Annotated in this window: 16 protein-coding genes and 4 pseudogenes; 3 read left to right on the plus strand and 17 right to left on the minus strand. The window is 62.1% G+C overall.

The annotated features are described in order from the left end of the window. Positions 1 to 142: 142 nt before the first annotated feature. Both istB and istA read right to left on the minus strand, forming a co-directional pair. Positions 143 to 906 (minus strand): annotated as a pseudogene (istB, locus tag B6V76_RS08295) (IS21-like element helper ATPase IstB). Next, positions 836 to 2515: pseudogene (istA, locus tag B6V76_RS08300) on the minus strand (IS21 family transposase). Before istA ends, istB begins: the two co-directional pseudogenes overlap by 71 nt. Positions 2516 to 2579: 64 nt before the next feature. On the opposite strand from istA, the gene B6V76_RS08305 reads away from it, so the two are divergent. Further along, positions 2580 to 3569, plus strand: a complete 990-nt coding sequence (locus tag B6V76_RS08305) for a M90 family metallopeptidase (protein ID WP_240497827.1) — start codon at positions 2580 to 2582, stop codon at positions 3567 to 3569. 75 nt (positions 3570 to 3644) lie between these two features. On the opposite strand, the gene B6V76_RS08310 is transcribed toward B6V76_RS08305, so the two are convergent. Next, a complete protein-coding gene (locus B6V76_RS08310) occupies positions 3645 to 4784 on the minus strand; it encodes a glycine cleavage T C-terminal barrel domain-containing protein (RefSeq protein ID WP_088727161.1) in 1140 nt (379 codons plus the stop codon). A 141-nt stretch (positions 4785 to 4925) separates the two neighbouring features. Next, entirely contained in the window at positions 4926 to 5429 is a 504-nt protein-coding gene (locus B6V76_RS08315; RefSeq protein WP_088727162.1) for an Lrp/AsnC family transcriptional regulator, read from the minus strand. 302 nt (positions 5430 to 5731) lie between these two features. On the opposite strand from B6V76_RS08315, the pseudogene rlmF reads away from it, so the two are divergent. Further along, a pseudogene (rlmF, locus tag B6V76_RS08320) lies at positions 5732 to 6636 on the plus strand (23S rRNA (adenine(1618)-N(6))-methyltransferase RlmF). 340 nt (positions 6637 to 6976) lie between these two features. Here rlmF and B6V76_RS08325 read toward each other — a convergent pair. Further along, positions 6977 to 7507, minus strand: a complete 531-nt coding sequence (locus B6V76_RS08325; RefSeq protein WP_075777143.1) for a universal stress protein — start codon at positions 7505 to 7507, stop codon at positions 6977 to 6979. 188 nt (positions 7508 to 7695) lie between these two features. Then, positions 7696 to 7815: pseudogene (locus tag B6V76_RS20145) on the minus strand (IS3 family transposase); the annotation flags it as partial. 719 nt (positions 7816 to 8534) lie between these two features. Here B6V76_RS20145 and B6V76_RS08330 point away from each other — a divergent pair. Further along, complete coding sequence (locus tag B6V76_RS08330) at positions 8535 to 9146, plus strand: DedA family protein (RefSeq protein WP_206184187.1); 612 nt, start codon at positions 8535 to 8537, stop codon at positions 9144 to 9146. A gap of 181 nt (positions 9147 to 9327) precedes the next feature. On the opposite strand, the gene B6V76_RS08335 is transcribed toward B6V76_RS08330, so the two are convergent. From B6V76_RS08335 to B6V76_RS08385, 11 genes are all read right to left on the minus strand, one after another. Beyond that, on the minus strand, positions 9328 to 10248 hold the full coding sequence (locus tag B6V76_RS08335; protein ID WP_166504568.1) for an XdhC family protein: 921 nt from the start codon (positions 10246 to 10248) through the stop codon (positions 9328 to 9330). 10 nt (positions 10249 to 10258) lie between these two features. Next, positions 10259 to 11431, minus strand: coding sequence for a M20 aminoacylase family protein (locus tag B6V76_RS08340; RefSeq protein ID WP_088727164.1), 1173 nt, complete (start codon positions 11429 to 11431; stop codon positions 10259 to 10261). Between the two features lie 11 nt (positions 11432 to 11442). After that, positions 11443 to 12033, minus strand: a complete 591-nt coding sequence (locus B6V76_RS08345; protein ID WP_088727165.1) for a carbon monoxide dehydrogenase subunit G — start codon at positions 12031 to 12033, stop codon at positions 11443 to 11445. Continuing rightward, positions 12033 to 12926: an NAD(P)-dependent oxidoreductase gene (locus B6V76_RS08350; RefSeq protein WP_088727166.1), complete on the minus strand. Its 894-nt coding sequence runs from the start codon at positions 12924 to 12926 to the stop codon at positions 12033 to 12035. Before B6V76_RS08350 ends, B6V76_RS08345 begins: the two co-directional genes overlap by 1 nt. Beyond that, the gene (locus B6V76_RS08355) at positions 12923 to 15301 is read right to left on the minus strand and encodes a xanthine dehydrogenase family protein molybdopterin-binding subunit (protein ID WP_088727167.1); all 2379 of its coding nucleotides are present in this window, start codon (positions 15299 to 15301) and stop codon (positions 12923 to 12925) included. Before B6V76_RS08355 ends, B6V76_RS08350 begins: the two co-directional genes overlap by 4 nt. Next, on the minus strand, positions 15298 to 15795 hold the full coding sequence (locus B6V76_RS08360; RefSeq protein ID WP_088727168.1) for a (2Fe-2S)-binding protein: 498 nt from the start codon (positions 15793 to 15795) through the stop codon (positions 15298 to 15300). The genes B6V76_RS08355 and B6V76_RS08360 overlap by 4 nt, the downstream gene beginning before the upstream one ends. Continuing rightward, positions 15792 to 16661: an FAD binding domain-containing protein gene (locus B6V76_RS08365; protein ID WP_088727169.1), complete on the minus strand. Its 870-nt coding sequence runs from the start codon at positions 16659 to 16661 to the stop codon at positions 15792 to 15794. The genes B6V76_RS08360 and B6V76_RS08365 overlap by 4 nt, the downstream gene beginning before the upstream one ends. 4 nt (positions 16662 to 16665) lie before the next feature. Beyond that, positions 16666 to 17775, minus strand: coding sequence for a sn-glycerol-3-phosphate ABC transporter ATP-binding protein UgpC (ugpC, locus tag B6V76_RS08370; RefSeq protein WP_088727170.1), 1110 nt, complete (start codon positions 17773 to 17775; stop codon positions 16666 to 16668). Between the two features lie 13 nt (positions 17776 to 17788). Further along, positions 17789 to 18754 (minus strand): carbohydrate ABC transporter permease, encoded by a 966-nt coding sequence (locus tag B6V76_RS08375; protein ID WP_206184188.1) that lies wholly within the window; start codon positions 18752 to 18754, stop codon positions 17789 to 17791. Position 18755: 1 nt separating this feature from the next. Then, the gene (locus B6V76_RS08380; RefSeq protein ID WP_206184189.1) at positions 18756 to 19601 is read right to left on the minus strand and encodes a sugar ABC transporter permease; all 846 of its coding nucleotides are present in this window, start codon (positions 19599 to 19601) and stop codon (positions 18756 to 18758) included. A gap of 131 nt (positions 19602 to 19732) precedes the next feature. Further along, positions 19733 to 21067, minus strand: a complete 1335-nt coding sequence (locus B6V76_RS08385; protein ID WP_206184190.1) for an extracellular solute-binding protein — start codon at positions 21065 to 21067, stop codon at positions 19733 to 19735. Positions 21068 to 21109: the final 42 nt, after the last annotated feature.

Consider the following 21109-nt stretch of genomic DNA (forward strand, 5'->3'; position numbering starts at 1 on the left):
GGGTGGGAGTGCGTCTGTCAATCGGCACGCAATCTTGGCCCCAATCGGCGCCCAAAATTGACCCCCTTTGGCACGACGAGAGCTGGCCCGATGCGGTGTAGCTATCACACCGCGTAGCCGTATCGGGCCAGCGGGTCTTCGGTCATTCGCGGGTCTTGAAGCGCCAGTACTCATTGCCGGTTTCGACGATATCGCAATGGTGGGTAAGTCGGTCGAGGAGCGCGGTCGTCATCTTCGCATCGCCGAAGACCGAGGGCCACTCTCCGAAGTCGAGGTTGGTCGTCACGATAATCGAGGTGCGCTCGTAGAGGCGACTGATGAGATGGAAGAGGAGCTGCCCGCCGGTCTGAGCGAATGGTAGGTAGCCCAACTCGTCGAGGATCAGGAAGTCGAGGCGGCAGAGCAGATCGGCAGTGCGTCCTTGGCGATCGGCGCGGGCCTCGGCATCGAGCTTGTTCACCAAGTCCACAACATTGAAGAACCGGCCGCGCTTGCCACGTCTTATGCAGGCTCGTGCAATACTGACGGCGAGATGCGATTTTCCGGTCCCAGTGCCGCCGATCAGCACGACGTTGCGCTGTTGATCGAGGAAGTCACCTGTTGCGAGGTCGCGCACCAGCGTCTCGTTCACCGGCGTGTCCTCAAAGGTGAACTCGTCGATTTCCTTTGCCAAAGGCAGTCGGGCGATGGTCAGCTGATACTTGATCGAGCGTGCCGTTCGGCGTGGCCCCGAACCAGTGGCGGCTCACGCCTCACCTCGCTGATTTCGGCGTTCAACAGATCACCGACGATCTGCTGTGTCTCGTGCTGCCGCTTCACGGCCGTGGTGATGATCTCATCGTAAGCGGCCTTCATTCCATAGAGCTTCAGCTGGCCCATCGCGTCCAGAACCTGTGACCTTTCCATGGTTTGGTCTCCTCAGACTGTCATAGCGTTTGCAGTCGGCCACTGGTTCGCAGGTCAGACGCAGCGCATCCGGTGTGGTGATTGTCAGTGGCGGTGGTGGTTCACGATGCCGGGCCAGGATGTTCAGCACGACGGCCGCTGCTGGAGCCCCTTCCATCAGCGCGTCCGAACAGGCAGCTTCCACCGCATCCAACCCATCGGTAGGGATCATGCGCAGGATCTGGACCATCTGGCGATCACCGTTCGGCACCTTCCCGAGCTTGCGCTGAACACGCTTTATCGCGGGCGGCAGCTCCCAGTCCTTGAAGGGCGCGCCGTTGCGCAAGGCGCCCGGTTTGCGCGCAAGAACAGGGATGTAGTGCAGAGGGTTGTAGACGTCCTTGCTGCGCCCGAAGGCGCGCTCGTGCTGGCCAACGACCTTGCCGTCTTGCCAGAACTCGATGCGCTCGGCGTAGGCGCGGATCTCGACCGGTCGTCCGACGGCGCGTGCATCGACTGAGTATCGATTATTGTCGAACCGCACGAGGCAGGTCTTGGACAGCGAGACCTTGTTCGCCATTGGTTCGAGAACAATGGTCGAGCGGCAGGCACGGCGTGAAAGCCGTCGAACGGGCCGACATAGGGCACGAGGCTCTCGCGCTCGGCTTGGAATACGTCCCAGTTCGTCTGGTCCCTGAGCTCCTGATGGAGATTGGCCTTTGCCCAGGCCACGCAGCGATCTTCAAGCACGCCCCATTGTCGCTCGGACCAATGGCGCAACAAGGCGCGTCATTGAGCTCGGCGTAGCTTTTGAACTTGGGCCGTGGGACGAAGAACCGCCGCCGCACGACCCCGACCTGGTTCTCGACCTGTCCTTTCTCCCAGCCCGAGGCCGGGGTGCAGGCAACTGGATCGACCAGGTAATGCCCGCACATCTGTTGAAAGCGTCGATTGTAGGCGCGATCGCGGCCGACGAAGATCGTGTCCACCGCCGTCTTCGCGTCCATTGTCCTCGGACCAATGGCGGACAATTCCCGCTGTCGTAGATCCCGCGCGTGCAGGTCCCGCCGAAGAAGGCGAAGGCCTTGTCGTGGGCGTCGAAGACCATCTCCTGCGTCTCGCGAGGATAGGCTCGGACGAATAGCATCCGGCTGTGACACAGGCGAACGTGGGCAACCTTCACCGTGGTCGTCACCCCGTCGATCACCACAATCTCATGGCTCCAGTCAAACTGGTAGGCCTCGCCCGGGGCGAAGGTCAGCGGGACATACGCGGCAGCCGACGACTCCCGTTCCTCCCTGTTCCAGGAAGCGGCGTAGCGTCGGACGGCATCATAGCCGCCGTCGTAGCCGCGGGCGCGTAGTTCCTCGAAGATCCGGATGAGGGTGAGCCGTTCACGCTTCGGCTTTCGAGCGTTAGCCGCCAGCGTGTCATTGAGCTTATCCGTCCAGGGGCCGATCTTCGGTAGCGGCTGGATCGTGCGCTCGTAGGTCAGTTCGGTTGCCCCTGACCGGATTACCTTGCGCACCGTATTCCGAGAGACCCGCAGCTCTCGGCAAATCTGCTTGATCGACTTCTTGTCCTGAAAATACGCCCGCCGGATCTTCGCAATCGTCTCCACAACCAACATCCCACACTGTGCTCCCCGATGACCTCGGGAGCATCATCCACATCAGTGTAAAGGGGGGTCATTTTTGGATGCCGATTACCCCGCTACGGGGTCAAAATTGCACGCCTGTTCACAGCAACCCCTTTTCCGTGTTCTGCACGACCGCATCTCGCTCGAAATCGTCGTTGAACTTGGTGCTGCACATCACGGCCTGTTTGCCTCAAGATTAGCAAAGAGAGCATCTACGATACACTGGGCCATTCATATGACAGCTTTGCTTATCCTCGTGATCCTTGCCACAGGCTGCATTGGATGTATCTTCTGGTTCAAGCGACAGAAGCGCTCCCATCTACTGAATACCGCGCTTCCGGAGCCTCAGCGTGTCATCGTTCAGCAGCAGGTCCCTTTGATCCGGAAACTACCGCCCGACCTGCAAGATCGGCTCGAAGGCAAGATCAGTCTGTTGTTGGACCAAGTCGACTTCATCGGCTGCGATGGCTTGGACGTGACCGATGAAATGCGGCTTTCCATCGCCGCCCAGGCCTGTCTGCTCATCGTCAATTCACCGAGCTGGTATGACCACCTTCGCACTATTCTGATCTATCCCGGAGCCTTCAAGTCCCGGCAGGCTCAGCGCAACGGTTATGTTTTGACGGAACGCGAGACGATCCGAACCGGGGAGAGCTGGGCGCGCGGTCCGGTCGTTCTGTCTTGGACGCACGCCCAGAGGGGGGCCTTCAACGATCACGATGGCCATAACGTCGTGTTTCATGAATTTGCCCACCAGCTCGACGATCTTTCGGGACGCACTGATGGAATTCCGGCGCTCGAAAAAGACCAAAGCTTTTCTGGCTGGGTGACGGTATTCGCAGAGGCATACAAGCACCATGTTCAGCAAGTGAGCCATGGGCGCCGGACCGTGATCGACACTTATGGCGCCGAGGGACCGGAAGAGTTTTTCGCCGTTCTGGTCGAGGTATTCTTCGAGCGACCGGTGGAGCTCAAACACGCCGAACCCGCGCTCTACGACCAGCTGACGACATACTTTCGTCTTGATCCCACGACCTGGGCCTGATGGCCCGGCGCACATTTATGAAACTCCCCCACCAATCCCGTAGGTTGGAAGGGGCTTTTGGCGAGGGCTTCGGGGTCAGGCTGCCGCGAGCGCTTTTTTCGGGTCGAAGAAGGGTCGCTCAACCACGGTGGCGAGGGTCGGACCGGATGGCAGAACCACTTCGACTTTCATGCCGATTTGCGCGTGGCTCACACCGACCATCGCCAGCGCGATATTGCGTTCCAACCGGGGCGAGTAGATGGCGGACGTCACCTTGCCGATCTCCTCGCCATTCTGGTTGATCTGCCAGAAAGTCGTGTTCGGCCCCGCCAGAGGCTCCGCGTCGATGACAAGGCCCACTTGCATCCGCGTCACACCCTCGTCGCGGATGGTTCGCAACGCTGCCTTGCCGATGAATTCGGCCTCCATATCGAGATTCACAAGTCGGTCGAGACCGAGCTCGTAAGGATTGGTGTTGATGTCAGCATCAGCATGGTAGGAGAGCATGCCTCCCTCGATGCGCCGAATGGACGAGGTGTGGCCCGGCTTCAGCCCGAACTTCACGCCCGTCGCCATGATCCGTTCCCACAGAGCATCCCCCTTGGAACCGTCGCGGAGATAAAGCTCATAGCCCAGCTCGCTAGACCATCCGGTCCGGGAGACCACCAACGGGATTCCATCGAGTTCCAGCTCACGCAGCCAGTAGTATTTGAGGCTGAGGATTTCGTCGCCGAAGAGCGCCTGCATGATCTGGCCGGACTTCGGTCCCTGAAGCTGCAGCGGCGACACGTCGGGTTCGCAGATCCGCACGTCGAGGCCGGAATGCACGGCGACGCCCTGCGCCCAGAGCAGGATGTCGCTATCGGCAAGCGAGATCCAGAAGTGGTTTTCGGCCAGCCGCAGCAAGATCGGGTCGTTAAGGATACCGCCCTGTGCATTGGTAATGAGGATGTATTTGCACTGTCCGACAGCCATCTTGGACAGGTCGCGCGGCGTGAGCATCTGAACGAAGCGCGCCGCATCGGGACCCGTGATCTCGACCTGCCGCTCGACGGCCACGTCGCACAGGATGGCATCGTTGACTAGGTTCCAGAAGTTCTGCTCGGGGTCGCCGAAGTCGCGCGGGATATACATATGATTGTAGACGGAAAACCCCTTCGCGCCCCAGCGGACGGTGGCGTCGAAATAGGGGGATTTGCGGATCTGGGTGCCGAAGCCGAACTCGTCTGCCTTCATCGTTTTGCGCCTTTGCTGAAGCCCGATCTGTCGATCCGGGACGCGGTGGTAGATGACTCGGATTTAAGCGACGAAATCGGCGCGCAGCGGTCCAAATGACGGGCGTTTTCAGGACCGTTCGGACTGAAATCGCAGCCCGCTTCAGGCCGTTCGGTCGGCCGGAACCGGCCCCGCCATTTTTGCGATGTTCGGGTGGGAGGCTTTGACCACGCGAGTGGCGATGTAGGTCATGTAACGATCGACGCCGAGTTCGGAATCCATCATGTCCTGCATCAGCACCTGGAATGCCGTGAGGCTCCTGCAAACAGCTTTCATCACGTAGTCCATTCCGCCGCCCGTCGCGATGCATTCGGTAATCTCGTCGTGGCGATACAACCACGCTTCGAACCTTTCGAAATCGGCCTTGCGATGATGGGTCAGGGAGACCGTGACGACCACTTGCGTAAAGTCGACGACCCGCTCAAGCGCGATATCGGCGTGATAGCCCCTGATATACCCCGCCGCCTTCAGCCGATCGAGCCGTGCCCAGCAAGGCGTCGCCGAGATATTCACGATTTCGGACAGGCGCGTCTTGCTCAACTGCCCATGGCGCTGAACGGCACTCAGGATACGGATATCGGTGGCGTCGAGGCCCAGCTTCTTCACCGTGTCGTCACTTTCCTTCTCGGGGACCGAAAGGGAAATTCGGCGTCCGTCTCCCTCGGCAAAGAATTTTTAAAAGATCTTGGCTAACTGTCAGTCCAGTTTGCGACCCGAACTTTACCAAGGACGACGTCTTTCGGGGCGGTTGATGCCCTGTAGCAGGCCCCGAGGAGCGCCGCCGCAGCGGTTGGTGTCTTTGCGAAGTTCTGGTATGGCCGTTCGGGCGTTCCTCACGCCGCCATGAAAACCTATGATCGCATCCAGTTGGACGCGTTTTCCCCACCAATATGCATGAAGGTTTTTCGATGGCCATCAAACCGATGTTGCACCCACGCAATCAACACCGGGAGGGGTATGACTTCGAACGGCTGATCGCGCAGTCACCCGGACTGGAGGCCTTCACGACAAGAAATCCCGCGGCCGGATGACGATCGATTTTTCGGACGTGGACGCGGTCCGCATGCTCAACCAGGCGCTTTTGCTAACGCATTACGATATTGAGTTCTGGGAGATCCCCGCCACTTACCTCTGCCCCCCGATCCCCGGGCGGGTCGATTACATCCATTACCTGGCGGATCTTCTTGCTGAGAGTAATGGCCGAAAGATCCCGCACGGGCCTGACATCAAGGCTCTGGACATAGGGACAGGTGCCAGCCTCGTATATCCGCTGATTGGTCAGCATGAATATGGCTGGGATTTCACCGGGGTCGACATCGATCCTGTCTCAATCAAATCGGCGCGCCAGATCTGCAAGCGAAACGGCCTGAACATAAGGCTCAGGCGCCAGAACAATCCGGAAGATATCTTCAAAGGGGTCATAGAGCCCGATGACATCTTCCACGTCACCCTGTGCAATCCGCCGTTTCACGCGTCCCTTGAACAGGCAGACAAGGGCACCCGGCGGAAGTGGCGGAACCTTGGCAAAGCGCACTCGAAAAAACTCAATTTCGGTGGCCAGAACGCAGAACTTTGGTGCCCCGGTGGCGAGATCGGCTTCATCGCCAGAATGATCGAGCAGAGCATCGATTTCGCCGATCAATGTCTATGGTTTACCTCCCTGGTCTCCAAGAAAGACAACCTGCGGCCACTCTCCAGACTGCTGAGGAATGCGAAGGTTGCCGAATTCAAGGTCGTCGAAATGGGACAGGGGCAGAAGACAAGCCGGTTTGTTGCCTGGACCTATGACCCTGAATCGCAGAGAACCCTGTAAGTGGACCGGGTTCGTCAATAGGGATGGTTGAACACACGGTATCGGCGGAACGCTTCAATGTCATAGCGGATCTATCAGGGCCAGTCCCGCCCCCTTTGCGGAATACTGACGCGCGTCGAGGCCTCAGAGCAGCCGTTCTTGCCGGTCGGTTATCAGTTCAACTCGGACCTCGCCTCCGCAGATAACCGACAAGTAAGAGCGTCGATGCATATCGTCTTCTGACTTGGAAGCTCAGATCGGCACCCAATCAGAAGTGTCTCTGAACTTTTGGGACCTCGACGAACGATAACCATGGGCTACCCAGCACGGCCGGCTCCTCCGCTCAGGCCATATCTCGAGATCAGCGGACGCTTACGACCGTCACTGGAGAGAGATGCTGGACTTTTTGAGAAACGCTTCCAACGATCAGCGCCTTGAGGTCCGATAGCCCCCGCGCGCCCATCACGATCATGTCTGCGTCGGTGTCCTCGGCAGCTTCGACGATCCGGCGGGCTGCATCGCCATCCGCGGTCAGACATTCCACGCGCTCCGCGCCATGATCATGCAGCGTGCGTTCGGCGATGTCGAGGATGCGCTTTGCCACGGCGCGCAGCAACTCGTCCTCGGTCTGGGCGCTCCTCGGCATGAGATCCGCGAGGGGGAAACGGGCATGGGGCAGCGCCGAAACCGCTTCGACAAGGTTCCGACCACCCTCCGCGGGTTCGTATTCCACCTCGGCCATGTGCCGCAGCCCTTCCGAGAGATGATCGCGCAAAAGAACATGGAGCAGCACGGCCGGCACCCTGAAGCGTGCGGCAATATCTGCTCCGAGCTCCACCGCGCGATTTGACGCGTCCGAACCGTCGGTTGCGATGAGAATTTTCTTGACCATGACATACCCCCTCGGTGTTCGCTCTTCAGCATCACAGCGATGGCGTATCGCCACATTGATTGAGCGCAATTCCGAACGAATGGCGCTGCAATCTCGCCGTTTGGACGATGGGGGTATCAACAATTTTTTTGTGCATGCATATAACAGCCCCCCGTTTTTGGGACGCTTTCCTGTCTCGGTTTCCGCAATCATTCGAACTCGACCGGCAACGGCCTCCCGTTCTTCGCGTGCTTGCGCTTTGGCGTGTGAAACATCTCAAATTAATCGAACACGTTTCGTCCTGCGCCTCGCCGCTCCTGTCGTGACCTGCGCGCCTCAGAAGAAACCCCTGGCAGTTTGGGCTGGCTCGCCCCTGGATTACGCAAGGGTAACGCACGCCTCGGGAGGGCAAGGTCATGCGAAAATCGAAAAAGCAGAAATCCCCAAAAAGCTCTCTAGCTTGAAAACATGAAGCCAAAATGCTCAAAAACGCAAAAATCCCGAGCAGCCATTGCCTGATCACGCCGCAGCGGCGGCAAGCATGCAGAACATCAGGAAGATTCCCCACGCTGGAAGGAAATCCGCGAATGCGTGCCAAAAAGGTTTGCGAAGGCAATTTGGCGAAGCTCTCGACACAATGATTCCGGCGACCCTGAAAAGAATGCGAGCGTTCGACAGCCGCAAGCCATCGCCCACAAGCGACGAAAAGTGCGGAGAGATTTGGCGCGACGCGGGGTGCAAATATCGAAGCCGCCCGGCCGCGTATCGACGTTGTCGGGTCGATCACCCGCTCGAAAGGCACGGCCGCACCCTGCGAAAAAGCCCGCCCTCGCAGCTGATCGGAAAAACGGAAGCGGAATAGGCGGGGCTTGGACACGCTTTCGCGAGATTTCTTTCCCGTCCTCGTCGCCGCTACACCTTCCTCTAACGCGCCTAGCCGCAGGACAGGCTCCGTGCCGAGCGCCTTGGAAAGTCGCTTCGATAACGCGCAGCTCGGCGATCCGACCTCGTTTAGCAGTGGAAAGAACAGGACATGTTTTCAGGACTAATGGCAGCCATCGCGGGCTTCATAACCCATGCAATCAGCTCCATGGGCTATGCCGGGATTGCTGCTTTGATGGCGATTGAATCCGCCTGCATCCCACTCCCATCTGAAGTGATCATGCCCTTCTCGGGCTATCTCGCGTCCACCGGTCAGTTCTCGCTGCTCCTTGTCGCCACCGTTGGTGCGCTCGGCTGCAATATCGGCTCGACGATCGCCTATCTCGCCGGTGCCTATGGCGGTCGCAAGGCCGTGGAACGCTGGGGGCGCTACATCTTGCTCAGCCCCTCGGATCTGGACCGGGCCGATCGCTGGTTCTCCCGTTTCGGCAGCGCCGCGGTCTTTATCTCGAGGCTCTTGCCGCTGGTGAGAACCTTCATCTCCCTCCCGGCCGGCATCGCACGGATGCCGTTTTGGAAGTTCCAGATCTACACCTTCATGGGCTCGTGGCCCTGGTGCCTCGTCCTTGCCTATGTCGGCCTCAAGCTCGGCGAAGAGTGGGACAAAAGCCCGGCCCTGCGCAACACGATGCACGCCCTCAACGGTGTGGTGCTGGTTGCGATCCTGGTAGGCCTCGGCTTCTACGTCCGGCGCTTCTTGAAAAGTCGGAAGGCCTAACTGCGGGCGAAAGCCGGGCAGCCCAGAAGGCTCGACCACCAAAGATATCGATGGTGGCCTCTGCCGTGACGCCTGCCGAAAGAAAAGCGCCGCTCAAGGCATCGGTCGAGCTTTTGTCGCTCAGAGCATTTGGGCTTTGATAAGGTTCGCAGGGACTTGTTCGGGCCGGCACCCTCGAATTTCATAGGCCGCGCTGCACTTCTGCAAACACTTCGGCCAGCACAGAAACGGCCAGCAGCCTTGGGTCGCGCGCGGATTGGATCACCCCGATCGGCCCGCGAACCCGCGCGCGGGACGCCGCCTCGACACCACGGGCCTGCAAACCTTTCTGTCGGCGATTTTGCGTGCGCATGCTTCCCTGCGCTCCGATATAGAACGCGGGGGTTGCGAGCGCTTCTTGAAGTATATCCAGTTCCCAATCGTGATCGTGAAACAGAAGGATCACGGCGGTATGGGCGTCGATGACAAGATCTGGAGGGATCGCGCTTCGGTCCAATTTTCGCACCGTGCAACCAGCGCCTTCAGCATTGGCAAACGTGTCGTCTTCGGGCGTCAAAAGAAGATGCGGCGCGCCGGTGGCGCGCACCAGATCGGCGAAGAAGACCGCCTCGGCGCCAGCCCCAAAAATCACGAAGCGAGGCTCCGGGAGGAAAGCGATACGCAGATCAATCGTCTCGGCGGGAGCCTCGTCCTCGGGCGTGAAACGCAAGCCACCCGACGCGCTCAACCCTAAGGCCGTCTCCTCGCGCCGCGTGCGCCGGTCTGCCAACTCGGTCAACAAGGCGCGGTCCGGCGCGGGGATCACCGTGACCTCGAGTGCGCCTCCGCAGGGCAGTTTCAGATCGAAAAAGGGCGAGCCCGCGCCATAGCGCAGCTTGCGCACCTTCCCATCGGCCAGCGCAGCGAGCGCATGATCGACCACATCTTCTTCGATACAGCCGGAGCTCAGCGCCCCGAAGCGCCGACCGTCCGGCAAGATCGCCATCGCGGTGCCGAAATTGCGATAGGCCGGGCCTTCGATGCCGGAGATGACCGCGATCGCTCCGGGTTTGTCAGACCTTGCCAGTTCGAACCAGGGATCTTGCGCGGCGGGATGGGGCACGGCTGGACCCTCAATCGTTCGACCCGGCCAGCGCGCGATGCGCGACCTCGACGAAGAACTGCACGCCGAGCGGCAGGATCGCATCGTTGAAATCGTAATGCGGGCTGTGAAGGTTGCGCCCGCCTTCGGCCGATCCGTTGCCGATCCAGCCATAGGCGCCGGGCACCTTCTCCAGAAGGAACGCGAAATCCTCGCTCGCCATGCTGGGTGCGTAATCGACCTGCACCGCATCGCTGCCCACAATGGTCTCGGCCGCGCGGCGAGCCGTTTCGGCGGCCCCCGCGTCGTTGATCGTGGCCGGGTAGCGGCGCTGATAGGTTAGTTCTGCGGTCGCGTGAAATGCCTCGGCGATCATCTCGGCGCGGCGCGTCATCTCGACCTGCACAAAGTCACGCGTCGCGGGGCGCAGGGTGCGCACGGTGCCGCGCAAGATCACTTCGTCGGGGATCACATTGAGCGTGTGGCCCGCATGGATTTGCGTCACGGAAATCACCGTCGCATCGGTCGGATCCACCGCGCGGCTCACAATCGTCTGCCACGCCATCTGCAACTGCGCGGCCAGCGTGATCGGGTCGATCCCCTCATGCGGCATCGCGCCATGCGACCCCTTGCCCATCACCTTCAGTTCGAACGTGTCGAACGCGGCCATGACGGGGCCCGCGCGCATCGCGATCTTGCCTGCCTCCAGCCCCGGCCAGTTATGCAGCGCAAAGGTGCTGTCGAGCGGGAACTGGTCGAGCAACCCATCCTCGATCATCACCCGCGCGCCGCCTTCGTTTTCCTCGGCGGGCTGGAAGATGAACACCACCGTGCCTGGACCCGGCGGATCGGTCGCCATCGCCTGCGCCGCCCCGAGCAGCATCGTGGTGTGACCGTCATGGCCACAGGCATGCATCTTGCCGGGGATCTCGGACGCATAGTCCGCCCCGGTCAGTTCGGAGATCGGCAGCGCGTCGATATCGGCGCGCAGACCGACCGTCGGCCCTTCGCCATTACGCAGAACGCCGATCACTCCGGTCCCGGCGAGCCCCTCATGGACCTCGAGCCCGAACCTGCGCAACTCAGCTGCGATGAAGGCAGCGGTCTCGTGTTCTTCGAAGGCCAGTTCTGGGCGACGATGCAGCGCGTGCCGCCATTCGACCAACTGGTCTTCCATCGCCTTGATCGCCGGGGTGATGTTCATCGCGCGTCCTTTCAACCAAAGAGCCAGCAGATCCCAAACCCGAGGCCAAGACCGACCAGAAGCCAAGCCACGCGGTCGATCAGCGGAATATGCCCCACCGCCGCAGTAGCCACCGCACCCGTCGGGGCGGCGCCTGCGCTATCCGAACTTATATCCTCCGCCTCGCCGGTCACGACCCGCGAGAAGGCATTGAAGAAATCCTCGGCATTCTTGCGCGCGACGCCCTGGATCAATCGCCCGCCGACCGCGGCCAGTTTGCCGCCAACCTCGACATCGGCGACATAGGACAAGCGCGTGCCCTCGCCTTCGGGCGCGAGCTTGATTTCCGCGCCGCCCTTGGCGAAGCCCGCAGGGCCACCCTGCCCGCGCCCGGCGATCCGGTATGAGACGGGCGGGACCAGATCGCTCAGATCCACCTTGCCGCGAAAGCTGGCCGAGACCGGGCCCACCCGCGCCACGACCGTAGCGGTGAATTCGGCCTCACCCGTCTGCTCCATCGCCTCGCAGCCCGGGATCGCGCGGCGCAGCACCTCGGGATCGTTGAGCCCACGCCAGACGGTTTCGGGATCGGCCGGGATCAGGTGATCGCCTTCGAACCGCATCACCCGGCCTCCGCATGGATCGCGTTATAGGCGCGGTAGAGCGCCTGCGTGCCCTCTTCGCCGAAACCGTCATCCACCAGCTTGCCATAGAGGCTGCGCGCCAGAGACAGGCCCGGCAGATCGAGGCCCAGTCTTTCGGCCTCGCTCAGCGCGATCGACATGTCCTTGACGAAATGATGGACGAAGAAGCCGGGTGCGAAATCCTCATCGACCATCTTCGGTCCGAGCCCGTTGAGCAAGAAGCTCGACGCCGCCCCGGTTCCGATGACCTTGAGAACCTGCATCGGCTCCAGACCGGCGGCGCGCGCATAGCTGATGCTTTCCGCGACGGCGAGCATGGTCGAGGCGATGGCGATCTGGTTGGCCATCTTGGTGTGCTGGCCAGCCCCCGCCTTACCCATCAGCGCGATATTTCCGCCCATCAACTCCAGCACCGGCAGAACCCGCTCGAACGCCCGCTGGTCGCCGCCCAGCATGATCGCGAGCTTGCCCGCTTTCGCGCCGACATCGCCGCCGGACACCGGTGCATCGAGCGCGGAGATATTGCGTGCAAGAGCCGCCTGCGCGATCTTCGCGGCCAGAGCCGGGCTCGAGGTGGTCATATCGATCAGCACCGAGCCCGGGCGCGCCTTGGCGATGATCCCACCCTCACCGAGGTAGACCTGTTCGACATCGGCGGGGTAGCCCACGATGGTGATCGTGATGTCGCTGGCCTCGGCAACGGCGCCGGGGCTGTCGCACCATGTCGCCCCCTTCGCGACGAGGGCATCGCCCTTGGCGCGGGTGCGGTTGTAGATGTTGAGCGGATGCCCCGCGGCGAGGATATGCCCCGCCATGTGCTGGCCCATGATTCCGAGTCCGATGAAGCCGACGCTGAGTTTCTCTTCTGTCACGGCTGGGTCCTTTTCGTTGAGCTGGGCGCGGCCTCCCGCAGGAGCGCGCGAATGGATTGGGGGGGCAGCGGAAGACGCTCGATCGTCACGCCGCGCGGCGCGAGCGCGTCGCTCACGGCATTGGCGATCACGCCGATCGCACCCATCACGCCGCCTTCGGCCATGCCCTTGATCCCGGCGGGCGTGCGGCGGTTCGGCGTATGGTGATGCAGGATTTCGAACTCCGGCAGTTCGTTCGGGGAGGCCACGAGGTAATCGGCGAGCGTCGCAGAGAGGTTCTGCCCCGTGCCGTCATAAACGACCTGTTCCAGCAGCGCGCCGCTCAGCCCCATCGCGATCGCGCCTTGCTGCTGGCCGCGCACGACGATCGGGTTGAGGACGGTGCCGGCGTCCTCCGCGACGAGATAGCGGTCGATCGAAATCGCCCCGGTCTGCGGATCGACCTCGACCTCGCAGGCATGGGTCGAATTGGAATAGGTCATCGCGGGCGGGTCGTAGCTGTGCGAGAAGTCGAGCCCCGGCGCGATCCCCTCGGGCAGCGCCAGCGGGTCGAAATAGGCGCGTCGCGCGACATCCGGCAACGCAAGCCCCGTCTCCTGCCAGTCGTCGCCAATCATCCGTTCGATCTGGCCCGCCCGCATGCGCAGCCCGCCAGCATCGTTGAGATCGAGCATCGAAGCCGCAATCGCGAGCACCCGTTCGCGCGCCTTGAGAGCACAGAGATAGAGCGTTCCGCCCCCGGCCGTCGCGCCGCGTCCACCGCGGCTGCCCATGCCATAGGGCGCGATATCGGTATTGCCCATATGGACCGTGACATCTTCCGAGCGCACGCCGAGCCCTTCGGCAACCGCCTGCGAAAGCGGGCTCTCGTAACCCTGCCCCGTGCCCATCAGCCCGACGGAGGCGTTGACCGCCCCGCTCGGCTCGATACGCACCCAGGCCGATTCATGCCCCGATCCGGGGATGCCGGCGGCTTTGTAGAATTCCGATCCGTAAGTCGTGCTTTCGATTACCGTGCAAAGCCCGAGCCCGAGAAACCGCCCCTCGGCGAGCGCCTTCTCTTGCCGTTCGCGGAACGCGGCGACATCGATCGCTTCCACGGCGATCTCGAGCGTTTCCCGCGGGCTGACATCCTCGAGGATTTCGCCCGTCGGCATCTTGTAGGGCAAATCCTCCGGGCCGAGCGCGTTGATGCGGCGCAACTCGACCGGGTCGAGTTCGAGTTCACGGGCGATGGCGTCGATCGTGCCCTCCATCACCCAGCTCGTGATCGCCATCGGCGCGCGCATCGGGCCAGCACCGCATTTGTTCGTCAGTGCGACGCGGACCTCATAGGCGTAGTCCTGAATCCGGTAAGGCCCGGTCATGATAAGCGCGATGACGCGGGCCATGTAATTGGCCGGGTAGAAGCAGTAGCCGCCGAAATCCTCGTCGATCTCGAGCTCGAGACCGAGGATCCGTCCGGTTTCGCTGACCGAAGCGCGGGTGCGGCACTCGTATTCCCGCGCATGCGCGGCGGCCATCAGATTCTCCATCCGGTCCTCGCGCCACCGAACCGGGCGTCGCAGATGACGAGACAGAGCCGCGACCGTGAGTTCCTCGCGATAGAGCGCGATCTTCTGACCGAACGCGCCGCCCACATCGGGGCTAATGACCGTGACCTGGCTTTCCGACAGGCCCAGCCGCGCAGCAAGCTGGCTGCGCAACGGGTGCGGAACCTGATTGCCGATATGCATGTTCAGATGCGCGCGCCCTTCATCCCAATCGGCGACGCAGCCGCGCGTCTCCAGCGGAACATGGGTGTGGCGATGAAGCGCGAAACGGGCCTCGACCACGCGATGCGCCTCGGCCCGGCGCGCGGCGGGATCGCCGACATTCAGGCTTTGATGCGAGACCAGATTGCTCGAAAGGCTGTCATCGACCAGCGCCGCATCGGGGGCGAGGGCTTCCGCGATCGAGGTTACGGCCGGAAGCTGTTCATATTCGACAGTAACGCACTCGGCCGCATCCTCGGCAAGGTAACGATCCGTCGCGACCACGCAGACCACCGGATCGCCGTGGAAACGGACCTTGTCGATCGGCAGCGTCGTCATTTCGGTTGGCTGCAACCCTTCGATCGGCGGCGCGAGACGCAGCCGCGTCGTCATCTGATCGAGATCGCGCCCGGTGAAGACACCTACGACCCCGGGCATCTCGGAGGCTTCTGCGCTGTCGATCCCCAGAATGCGCGCATGAGCGTGGGGCGAGCGCACGAAGCTCACATGCAGCGCGCCGGGAAAAGCAAGATCGTCGAGATAGCGCCCGCGACCCGTGACAAGGCGTCGATCCTCCTTGCGCGGCAGAGCGCGACCGATCTCTGTGAAATCACCGCTCATGCCGCCTCTCCACGCATCCGGGCCGCAGCCTTCAGCACGGCGGCGACGATATTCTGATAGCCCGTGCAGCGGCACAGATTGCCTGACAGGACGTCGCGCACCTCCTCTGCGGTCGGATGCGGGTTCTCGCGCAGATAATGCTCAAAGGTCACCACGATGCCGGGCGTGCAGAAACCGCATTGCAGTCCGTGTTCCTCGTGCAGCGCCTGCTGAAGCACCGAGAGGGCATCCGGCCGCCCCATGGCCTCGACCGTTGTAACCTCGTGGCCCTCCATCTGGGCGGCGAAAGTCAGGCAGGCACGGGCCGGGCGCCCGTCGATCAGGATCGTGCAGGCACCGCAGACGCCGTGCTCGCAGCCGACATGGGTGCCGGTCAGAGCAAGATCCTCGCGCAGCACATCCGACAGGAGCTTGCGCGCGGGCACCCGAACTTCGTGGGTCTCGCCATTCACGCTCAGCGAAAGCGTCAGGGGGTCGTGTGTCGGAGCGGTCATGCACCCTTCTCCCGGTTCAACGCGGACTGGAAGGCGCGAATGACGAGCGTTTCGGCAAGCTCCCGGCGATAGACCGCGGGCACCTGCTCGCTGTCTTCGGGCGCAATCGCCGCGGCGCTCGCGGCTGCGAGGTCACGGATGGTGGTCTCGTCGGCTGGCCTACCCTGAGCGCGCGCCTCGATCTCGGGCAGGCGCAGCGGAACGGTATCGACGCCCCCGAGCCCGAGCCGCAAAGCAATGATCTTCCCCTCAGCGTCGCGCGCAAAACTGAGCGCGACGCTGACCAACGCGAAATCGCCGTGACGTCGGGAAAAGGCCTCGAAGGCCCACAGATCGCCGACGGGCAGCGGAAAGCGCAGCGCGGTGATCAGTTCGCCATCGCGCAGATCGACCGTCATGATCGATTGCAGGAAATCGGAAGCGGGAACTTCGCGCGCGCCTGCGGTTCCCGAAATCACCAGCGTCGCCCCCAGCGTCACCGCGATCAACGGCAACTGGGCGGCGGGGTCCGCATGGGCGAGGCTGCCGCCGATCGTGCCGCGCTGGCGGATCGCGTAATGCCCGATCGAGGCGGCAGCGGCACCGAGAAGCGGCAGGCTCCGCTGCACTTCCGGCGCATTGGCAAGTCGGTGATGGCGCGTCAGCGCACCGATCTCCAGCATGTTCTCCTTCACCCGGACGCGGTCCAGCTCGATCAGATCGTTGAGATCGACGAGATGGCTCGGACGCGCCAGTCGCATGTTCAGCATCGGCCCGAGGCTTTGTCCTCCGGCGATCGGTTTCGCTGCGGGTCCATGCGCGCGCAATAGCGCCAACGCCTCAGCGAGGTTCGCGGGCCGATGGTAGGTGAAAGGGGCCGGTTTCATCGCTTCAAACTGCGTTCCAGACCAGCGACTGACCGGTTTCGCGATCGAAGACATGCAGGCGGTTGAGATCCACCGCGAGGGTGATGTCCTCACCGAACGCATGGCGCAGATCCTTGCCGACGCGGAAGAACAGCTCCTCGCCGCCGAAATCCATACCCAGATACTGATCCGAGCCAACCGGAAGCACCGAAGTCACTGTGCCGCTGAGGGCATTGTATCCCGGCTCGGCGGAGCCTTCCGCGACATCCTCGGCCCGGATACCCAGCCGCACCGCGCGGCCCTCCTGCCCTTTCAGGCGCGCTGCCTGATCGGCCGGCAACACAAGACGCAGCCCATCGCGGACGAAAGCCATCTCGCCATCCGGACCTGCCTCGAGCACGCCGTCGAAGTAGTTGATAGGCGGGCTGCCGAGGAACGACGCCACGAAGGTGTTCGCCGGGCGCTCGTAAATGTCGTCAGGCGTGCCGATCTGCTGCACGACCCCGTCATTCATCACCACGATACGATCCGCGAGCGTGAGCGCCTCGGCCTGATCGTGGGTCACGTAGACGAAGGTCGTCTCCATCGCGCGGTGAAGTTCCTTGATCTCCGCCCGCATCGAGATGCGCAGCGCCGCATCGAGGTTCGAGAGCGGTTCATCCATCAGGAAGACCGACGGATCACGGACCATCGCGCGGCCGAGTGCTACACGCTGGCGCTGGCCGCCCGAAAGCTGCGACGGACGCCGGTCGAGCAGGTGCGAAATCTCGAGCTTCTTCGCCGCATCGCGAACGCGCTCGTCGATCTCTTCCTTGGACGCGTTGCGCATCTTCAGCCCGAAGCCGATATTGTCGTAGACGGTCTTGTGCGGGTAGAGCGCGTAGCTCTGGAACACCATCGCGACGTCGCGCTTGTGCGGGGGCACGTAGTTCACGACCTGCTCGTCGAAGATCAGATCGCCGTCCGAGACCTCCTCGAGCCCTGCAATCATGTTGAGGGTCGTGGATTTGCCGCAGCCGGAAGGGCCGAGCAGGACGATGAACTCGCGATCCTCGATATCGAGGTTGAGATCGCGCACGGCATGGAAGCCGTTGGCGTATTTCTTGTTGACGTTGGTGAAGCGGATCCGGGCCAAGACTTTGTCCTTTCTAACCTTTGACAGCCCCGGCGGTCAGACCGGAAACGATGTAGCGTTCGAAGACGATGGCGACGATCACCGGCGGCACGACCGCCAGGACGCCCGCGGCGTTGAGGAAGGAGAAGCTCACCGTGAAATCTGAGGTGAACGAGGCCAGCAGGATCGGCAGCGTTTGCGACGCAGAGGTCTGCGTGAACATCAGCGCGAGCAGGAACTCGTTCCAGCTGGTGAGGAAGGTAAAGAGCACCACGGCGACGAGCGAGGGCATCGAAAGCGGCAGGAACACCTTGATCAGCGCCTGGAACCGCGAACAGCCATCGACCCGCGCGGCTTTGTCCAACTCGTCTGGAAGGCCCTCGAAATACTGGATGAGGATGAAGACCGTGAAGGGCACCGTGATCGCGAGATAGGTGATCACCAGCGATCCAAGCGTATCGAGCATCCCGAGCTTCCGGATCACCAGAAAGAACGGCACGACCAGCGCGATATCGGGGATCACACGCGTGATCAGGATGAAGTAGACCGAAGCGTTGCGCCCCCAGAACCGGATCTTCGCGATGGCATAGGCGGCCGGGACCCCGACAAGCAGGTTCAGGATCACCACCAAGGTCGCGACGATCAGGCTGTTGGCCATCGACGGCAAAAGGTTCTCGGCGGTCGAGGGGATGAAATCGCCCGCGGCCGGATCGGTGCCCGAGCGCGTGTCGTAGGTGACGGGCTCATCGTTTCCGGCGGTGAAGATCGCCTCGAAATTGCGCAAGGTGGGCTCTTCGGGAATCCAGTGCGGCGGTATCGAGACGATCTCCGTCTCGGTCTGGAAGGCCGAAGAGACAAGCCAGGACACGGGCGCGAGCACGTAGGCCGCCACGACGATCGCGGAGGCAAAGATCACCAAGCGCTGGACGATGCGCCCGATTTTCTGGCGGCGGCGGTAGTCGATCGTGTCGACAGGCGGGGTGATAGGCATATCGCTCATGTCAGATCTTGCGCCCCAGCGTTCGGATGAAGAGGTAGGAGAGTGCGAAAGTCGCGATTGCGAGGAGGTAGGACATCGCAGCACCGCTCCCGAAGGACAGGTTGCGGAAGGTCTCGACATAGATGTGCCAGGAGAGCACATGCGAGGCGCTGCCGGGCCCGCCCTCGGTCAGGATGAAGAACAGATCGAAATGGCGGATGGCCATCATCGTCTCGTAGATCATTACCAGCATGAAGCCGGGCTTCATCGCCGGCAGGGTGACATGCACGAAGCGCTGCCAGACCGTCGCACCGTCGACGCGCGCTGCCGCATAGAGATCGGACGGGATCGACTTGAGCGAGACCAGCAGAAGGATTGTCGCTAGCGGCACTTCCTTCCACACGAAGGCATTGGCGATCAGGAACAGCGTTTTGTCCTGATCCCCCAGCCAGACCATGTATTTGTCGATGAAATCGAGCTGGTAGAGCAGACCGTTCAGCGCACCATAGCTGGAATCGTAGATCCATTTCCACATCAGCGCATTCGCGACATAGGGGATCGCCCACGGCACCAGCAGGATCGTGGAGAGGATACGGCGACCGCGGAATTCCTGGTTCAGCAGCAGCGAGACAAGCAGCGCGATGAGGGCAATCGCGGTGACCGAAACGAGCGAGAAACTCACCGTGCGCCAGACCGCACCCCAGAAAGCTTCGTCGCCCAAGAGATCGGTATAGTTCTTCAGCCCGACGAAGGGGGTCCGGTTCGGACGCGTCAGCTTCATGCTGAAGAAGCTGATGTAAAGCGAATAGGCGATCGGGAAGACCGCGACCGCGCCCAGCACGGCCATAACCGGAGCAAGAAACAGCATCGCGCTGCGCTCCTCGTATCCCAACCGCCATCTCGGGCGTGTCGCCTGTGTCATTGCATTCGCCACGTCATGCTCTCCCGTTGCCCTGCCCGCTCGTCGGCGGGCCTTTCAAAAAGGCCCGCCACGCTTGTTCAGTAGCTGTCTTTCAGCTCGTTCCAGAGATCGGCGGATTTCTGGACCGCGCCGGCGGCGTCGACATTGCCGAGGATCGCCGATTGCCAGGCCGAACCATTGGTGTCGTTCCACTCGCCGAACCACGGGGTGACCGTGTCCTTCTTGCGTGCGAGCGCCTGCTGAGCCTGGATCATGTCGACATCGCCGTAGGAATCGTAGGCCGCGCGGATCTCGGGATCCTCGAACAGCGGCTTGACGCCGAACCCGGCCCCGATATCGAGGAACAGGAGCTTCTGGAACGTGTAGGCGCCGTCCGCCTTGCCGCCGAACCATTCGATCAGCTTCGCGGCATTCTCGGCGCGGGCCTTGTCCTGCGCAGCCTGCGCCGACATGCCGTGGAAACGCATCCAACCGACCGTCGCGTGAGAGCCGTTGGCGCCCTGCGGCATCATCGCCTGCTTCACGTGGCCGGCGATCTGCGACTGTTCAGGGTCGTTGAGCATCCGCAGACGGTATTTCGCAACCATCGCGAAAGCATGGTTGCCCGCCGCAAAGGCTTTCAGACCGGCCAGCTCGCCGGTCTCGACACAGGCGGGCGAGACGATCTTGTGCTTGTTGACCGCATCGACGACCCAGCTCAGCGCCTCGACGGCCCCTTCTTTCGGGTCTTGCATCACGGCCATACCGTTGTCGTCGACCAGACGCCCGCCATGCGAATAGACCAGCGTCGAGATGAACTCGATCAGCCAGCTTTCCTGCGCCATTGCCAGCATCATCGGGTAGTCGGCAATGCCCTTCTCTTTCATCACGAGCGACTGCTCGACCAGTTCATCCCAGCTCGACGGCGGGGCGTCGAACCCAGCTTCCTTGAGCTTCGCCTCGTCATAGAGAAACGCCATGTAGTCGGTGTAATAGGTCAGGCCATATTGGCGACCGCCGTAGGTCATCGAGTCGGTGCAGAAGTCCTCGGCCTCGGCATTGTATTTCATCAGGCTGTCGAACTCGTCGACCGGGGCGATCCAGCCGGCTTCGGCCCATTCGGGGAGCCAGGAATCCGAGACCCACATGGCGTCGAGAGGAGCGCCGCCGACGAATTTCGCGACCATGCCCTCGCGGTATTGGGCCCAGGGCGAATTGCCGTAATTGACGGGAATCCCGGTTTCCTTGGTGAAGGCGCTGAGGTGGCTCTGCACGGTGTCAACCGCGGCCGACCACGTATGCATCGTCAGCGCGGCCGTTTCGGCTTTTGCCGGACGAACCAGACCCGGCGCCATGAGCGCGCCGGCGCCAGCTGCCGAGTAACGGAGGAAATCCCGGCGCCCGAGACGGCGCGTCTTATCCTTGAGCATCATTCGATTCCTTATGCGTGGCCGCCTCAGCCGAGCCCGATCAAG

Origin of the sequence: Thioclava sp. IC9, from assembly GCF_002213225.1 — a bacterium.
GTDB lineage: Bacteria > Pseudomonadota > Alphaproteobacteria > Rhodobacterales > Rhodobacteraceae > Thioclava > Thioclava nitratireducens.

Bases quoted from the DNA above. Each gene is read 5' to 3' on its own strand.
- B6V76_RS08330 (WP_206184187.1), top strand. From the start codon at position 8,535: ATGGCAGCCATCGCGGGCTTCATAACCCATGCAATCAGCTCCATGGGC.
- B6V76_RS08380 (WP_206184189.1), bottom strand. From the start codon at position 19,601: ATGCTGTTTCTTGCTCCGGTTATGGCCGTGCTGGGCGCGGTCGCGGTC.
- B6V76_RS08310 (WP_088727161.1), bottom strand. From the start codon at position 4,784: ATGAAGGCAGACGAGTTCGGCTTCGGCACCCAGATCCGCAAATCCCCC.
- B6V76_RS08385 (WP_206184190.1), bottom strand. From the start codon at position 21,067: ATGATGCTCAAGGATAAGACGCGCCGTCTCGGGCGCCGGGATTTCCTC.
- B6V76_RS08340 (WP_088727164.1), bottom strand. From the start codon at position 11,431: ATGAACATCACCCCGGCGATCAAGGCGATGGAAGACCAGTTGGTCGAA.
- B6V76_RS08345 (WP_088727165.1), bottom strand. From the start codon at position 12,033: ATGCGGTTCGAAGGCGATCACCTGATCCCGGCCGATCCCGAAACCGTC.
- B6V76_RS08375 (WP_206184188.1), bottom strand. From the start codon at position 18,754: ATGAGCGATATGCCTATCACCCCGCCTGTCGACACGATCGACTACCGC.
- B6V76_RS08360 (WP_088727168.1), bottom strand. From the start codon at position 15,795: ATGACCGCTCCGACACACGACCCCCTGACGCTTTCGCTGAGCGTGAAT.
- B6V76_RS08365 (WP_088727169.1), bottom strand. From the start codon at position 16,661: ATGAAACCGGCCCCTTTCACCTACCATCGGCCCGCGAACCTCGCTGAG.
- B6V76_RS08355 (WP_088727167.1), bottom strand. From the start codon at position 15,301: ATGAGCGGTGATTTCACAGAGATCGGTCGCGCTCTGCCGCGCAAGGAG.
- B6V76_RS08325 (WP_075777143.1), bottom strand. From the start codon at position 7,507: ATGGTCAAGAAAATTCTCATCGCAACCGACGGTTCGGACGCGTCAAAT.